The sequence below is a fragment of the Mycobacterium sp. genome, assembly GCF_040509115.1.
Taxonomy (GTDB): domain Bacteria; phylum Actinomycetota; class Actinomycetes; order Mycobacteriales; family Mycobacteriaceae; genus Mycobacterium.
On sequence record NZ_JBEVLO010000265.1, the window covers coordinates 1 to 5,739 of the forward strand.

Here is a 5,739-nt window from a genome sequence, read left to right on the forward strand (position 1 = left end):
ACGCCACGAATCGGTTCGCGGTCAACGCCGTCCGGCCCAGATAGCCCATGCCGACACCACGGCCCGCGACGTACAGCTCACCGACCACCCCCACCGGCACCGGCCGCAACGACGCATCCAGCACGAAAGCGGCAAGGTGCGCCAAGGGCACCCCGATGGGGCTGGCAGCACCGTCGAGGTCGCCGTCGCCGATCTCCCGGAACGTGACGTGCACCGTCGTCTCGGTGATGCCGTACATGTTGATCATCCGCGGACGGCCGGGGTGGTCCCGCATCCACGTCTGAAGGCGTTGTGGTTCAAGGGCTTCCCCACCGAACACCACGAGGTCCAGGTCCAGGTCCAAGTCCAGGTCGACGTCCCGGCCAGGCCGCTGGGCGTCGGCAGCTTGCAGCGCATAGAACGCCGATGGCGTCTGGCTCAAGACGGTGACGTGTTCGTCGAGTAGCAGAGCGTGGAAGTCCTCCGGCGAGCGGACCACCGGGTCGGGCACGATCACCAGGCGGCCGCCGTGCAGAAGGGCACCCCAGATCTCCCACACCGAGAAGTCGAAGGCCAGCGAGTGGCACTGCGTCCACACCCCGGTACCGAGCTCCAATTCGAGGTCTAGCGCCCGAAGTAGCTGAATGACGTTGTAGTGATTGATGGCCACGCCCTTGGGCACCCCGGTGGTGCCCGACGTGTAGATGACGTAGGCGACGTCCTCGGCGGCGGGCAGCGGGGTGTGGGGTTGGGCGCCGTCGCCGACGTCGTGGACGTCGTGGATGTCGGGGACGTCGTGGATGTCGAGGATCGGCAGCTCGCACCCGGCGAGGCGCCCCGCTAGGTCGGCAGTGGTGATCGCAACGACCGGTTGGGCGTCGGCGAGCATGAACTGAATCCGCGTGTCCGGATGGGCGGGTTCGATGGCGACGTGGGCGGCCCCGGTCTTCATCACGGCGAGCATCGCGGCGATGGCCTCCGCGGAGCGTTCCAACAGCAATGCCACGCTGCGGCCGGGGCGGGCGCCGTAGCCTGCCAGCCGGTTCGCTAGGAGGTTGGCGGCGTCCTCGAGCTCGCGATAGGTCACCGATCGCGTTCCGTCGCTGACGGCGATGGCATCGGGGTGAAGCGCCACACGGTCGGCGAACAGCATTGGGATCGAGGGTGTTCCGCGCGTCGATGCCGGCTCGGCGAGCGCCGCGCGGTTGCTGATCACGTCGAGGCGGACGTGCTCGTCGGCGTCCAGCACGTCCAGCGACGACAGTCGCGCCGTCGGATCGGCGGTCATCGCCACCAGGACCCGCCGCAGTCGTTCGATAAGCGTCTCGACGGTGGAGGCGTCGAACACGTCGGTGCGGAACTCCACCGCGCCGGCGATTCCGCCGGGCTCTCCGACATCGGTGACGCGTTCGTACAGGGAGAACGTCAAATCCATGCGGGCGGTATGGGTCTCCACCGGTATCTGCGTCACGCTCAGATTCCCAACCCCCAGCCCGGTCACCGGGTCGCCGACGACGTGTCCGTCGAAGTTCTGCCACGCCAACTGGACCTGAACCAACGGATGGTGGGTCAACGAGCGCGTGGGGTTGAGTCGGTCGACGAGTACCTCGAAGGGCACGTCCTGGTGTTCGTAGGCGGCCAGGCTGCGACGGCGCACTTGATCGAGCAGGTCGGCGACGGTGGGGTCGGCGGCGAGGTCGACTCGCAGGACCAGGGTGTTGACGAAGAAGCCGACCAGCTCGTCGAGGGCGGGATCACTCCGACCGGTGATCGGAAAGCCCACTGCCACATCAGAACTGCCACTTAGCCGCGACAGCAGGGCCGTCAGGGCGGCCTGGACCACCATGAAGCTGGTCGCGTGGTGATCGGCAGCTGTCTTGCGTATCCGCTGCTGCAGCTCGGCGGGCCACTCCACGTCGACACTGGCGCCGCGTTGATCGGCGACTGCCGGGTAGGGCCGATCGGTGGGGAGCTCGAGGCGTTCCGGTACCCCGGCCAAGGCATCCTGCCAGTAGGCCAGCTGCCCGGCGATGGGGCTGCCGTCGTCGGTGAGGTCGCCGAACTGGGTGCGCTGCCAGAGCGTGTAGTCCGCGTACTGCACAGGAAGGGGCGCCCACGGCGGGGCGTGGCCGGTGCACCGACTGTCGTAAGCAATCCCCAGGTCGCGCACCAGCGGGGCGATCGACGAGCCGTCGGCGGCGATGTGATGGACCACGGCCGCCAACACGTGCTCGTCATCGTTGACTCGGAAGAGCTTTGCGCGCAGGGGAATCCCGGTCGATAGCTCGAATGTGTGACGTGCCGCCACCCCGAGCGCTTCGTGCACCCGGTCGGCGGGCCACGATGACGCGTCGACGACCTCCCAGCCGAAATCCGCGTGATCCGGTCCGACCACCAGCTGCTGGGGTACCCCGTCGGGTGCGACGAACAGCGTACGCAGGCTCTCGTGACGGGCGACGACGTCGGCCAGCGCCGCGTGCAATGCCGCAGGATCGAGCCTCCCGGTGAGCCGCAGCGCGGTTGCCAGGTTGTATACCGGTGAGGGACCGTGTAATTGGTCGATGAACCACAAGCGGTTCTGGGCGAACGACAGCGGGATGATGGCGGGCCGCGCACCGGCGGTGAGCGGTTGCCGAGGCCCGTCTGCCGAGTGGAGCTGGGTGACGAGCCGGGCGATGGTGGGCGCCTCGAACAGGGCGCGGACCGAAAGGTCGGTGTTGAGCGCGCCATTGATCGCGGTCGTCAGGCGCATGGCGGAGATGCTGTCCCCGCCGAGGTCGAAGAACGAGTCGTCGACGCCGACCCGGTCCACGCCGAGCACGTCCGAGAACACCCCGGTGAGGATTTCTTCGGTGGGCGTGGCGGGGGCGCGGTACCGGTCGCGGTCGAGGTACTCGGGCGCGGGCAGGGCGCGGGCGTCGAGCTTTCCGTTGACCGTCATCGGCAAGGCGTCGAGAAGCACGATCGCGGCCGGGACCATGTAGCGGGGGAGGCGCTCCGCCATCGCCTCCTTCACGGCGGTCGGGTCGGCGGTACCGGTGACATAGCCGACGAGGCGTTTGTCGCCGGGGTGGTCTTCGCGGGCAATGACGACGGCTCGTTCCACGCCGTCCTGAACTGCCAGCGCGGTTTGCACATCGCCGAGTTCGATGCGGTAGCCGCGGACCTTGACCTGGTCGTCGGAGCGGCCCAGGTACTCCAGTTGCCCGTCGTCGTCCCAGCACACCAGGTCTCCGGTGCGGTACATCCGCGAGCCGGGTGAGCCGAACGGGCAGGCGACGAAACGTGCTGCGGTCAAGGGAGTCCGGCGTAGGTAGCCGAGGCCAACGCCACGGCCCGCGACGTACAACTCGCCGACCACCCCTGGCGCGACGGGTCGCAACCATCTGTCCAGAACGAACAGCGCGGTTCCCGGCACCGGCAGGCCGATCGGCACCGCACCCGCACCGGCGCGCAGGGGCGCGCTGACCGTCGCGTAGATGGTGGTCTCGGTCGGGCCGTAGCCGTTGACCATCACCCGTCCCGGTGCCCATCGGTCGACGAGCTCGGGTGGACACGCTTCGCCACCGACCATCAGGGCCACCGATTCCAGGCCGTCCGGGGAGAGAGCCGATGCCGCCGAGGGGGTTTGGCATAGCGCGGTGACGTGCTCGGCGAGCAGCAAGGCGTGCAAGTCATCTGGTGAGGCGCTGACGTCGTCGGGGACCACGACCAGTCGTCCCCCGAAGAGCAGGGCTCCCCAGATCTCCCAGACCGAGAAGTCGAAGGCATACGAGTGGCACTGCGTCCACACCTGTTCCGGCCCCAACGTCAGGGCGATGTCCAACCCGTCGAATAGGCGTGTGACGTTGTGATGAGTGACGGCAACGCCTTTCGGCGTCCCGGTGGTGCCCGAGGTGTAGATGAGGTGAGCGACGTCGTCGGGCTCGGGCAAAGTCAGTGCGGAGCGTCGTGCGTCGACGAGCGGATCGTCGGTCTCGATGCAGGAGACGTCGACGACGGGGACGCCGCAGCCGTCGACCTGTGACCGCAACCCGGCCGTGGTGACGACGGTGACCGGAGTCGCGTCGGCGAGCATGAACTCGATCCGAGCGCGAGGGTGCGCTGGGTCGATCGGCAGATAGGCCGCGCCGGTCTTGAGCACGGCGAGGATGGCGATGATCGCCTCGGCGGAGCGGTGGAACAGCAGCGCCACGGATCGCCCAGGGCCTGCACCGTGTTCGGAGAGCAAGTGCGCCAACTGGTTCGAGGCCTCATCGAGCTCGGAGTACGTGGTGGATCGATCGCCGAAGGTCAGCGCCGTCGCGCCGGGGCGGCGCGCCACCTGATCGGCGAACAACGCCGGGATGGAATGCGGTGTGCTCGACTGCGCCAACACCGCCCGATTGCCGATGTCGTCCAACCGGGCGTGTTCATCGGCGTCGAGCACGTCGAACGCCGACACCCGCTGCCCCGGCTGCGACGCCATGGCGGCCAACACCCGTTGGAACTCATCGATGAGCCCGCCGATGCGCACGGCGTCGAACGCGTCGGTGTCGAACTCGACGCGCACGCTCAACTGGTCACCGGGCATCGCCTGCAACGTCAGCGGGAATTCGTTGCGCTCGCGGGTGGTGACGTCGGTGATGGTCAGCCCGTCGGCCTCGAACATCCCGGCGGTGTCGATCGGATAGTTCTCGAACACGAACAGTGTGTCGAACAGTTGGTCGTGGCCCGTCACCCGGTGAATCTCGTTGAGCGCCAAGTGTTGATGATCGAGCGTGCGGTTGTGCGCCTCGTGCAGTTGATCGATCAGGTCGACGATCGTGGTGTCCGGCGTAAGGGTGGCCCGCACCGGCACCGTATTGATGAACAGTCCCACCATCGATTCGATGCCAGCCAGTTCGGTGGACCGCCCCGATACCGCGGTGCCGAATACGACGTCGTGCTGGCCGGTCAGCGACGTCAGCACCTGTGCCCAGGCAGCCTGCAGCACGGTGTTGAGAGTGGTGTGACGGGAGCGGGCCAGCTCGCCGAGAGCGTGCGTGACATCCGGCGGCGTCGAGAACGACTCGACCCCCCGGCGTCCGATCTCCCCGGGCAGGCCGACCAGGGTCGGAGTGTCGAAGCCCGACAGCAGGTCACGCCAAACATCCCGTGCAGCAGTCAGATCGCGCTCGGCCAGCCACGTGACGAACCGGCGGTAGGAGCCGGGCGCCGACAGCCGGTGCCCGCCGTACCCGGCGAAGATCTCCTGCAGCAGGATCGGAAGGGACCAGCCGTCCATGACGATGTGGTGGAAGGTCAGGACACACCGGTGGCGATTGGGCCCGGTGCGGATGAGGGCTGCCCGGAAGGCGGGTGGGTTGCTCAGGTCGCAGACCGCGCTGCGCTCGGCGGAACACATCCGTTGGATCTGCTCGTCCAGATCGCCGGACGGGGCGGTCGAGTCGACGTACTGCCACGCCGCCACGGGGTCGGCCGGGATGATCTGCACCGGTTCGTCGAATGCTTGGGAGAACCGGGCGACGAGGTTGGGGTGGCGCGCCGCTACGGTCTGGATCGCGTCGCGCAACCGGTCGGGGTCCAACGGACCCGTCACGGTGATGTCCAGCTGCATCGCGTAGACGTCGTCGAAGTTGGCGCCGCGGGTGGTGTTGGTGTGGAACAGCAGGCCGCGTTGCATTGGGGTGAGGGGCAGGACGTCGGCGATGCGGTGGTGGTGGGTGAGGGTGTCGATGTCGGCTTGGGTGAGTTGGGTGGGGGCGAGGTCGGAGGGGG

Annotated in this window: 1 protein-coding gene; it reads right to left on the minus strand. The window is 68.0% G+C overall.

Translation table 11 applies throughout. The features are described 5' to 3' along the window. On the minus strand, nucleotides 1-5,739 hold a 5,739-nt coding region (locus ABW137_RS17755; RefSeq protein ID WP_526402311.1), incomplete at both ends, for a non-ribosomal peptide synthetase.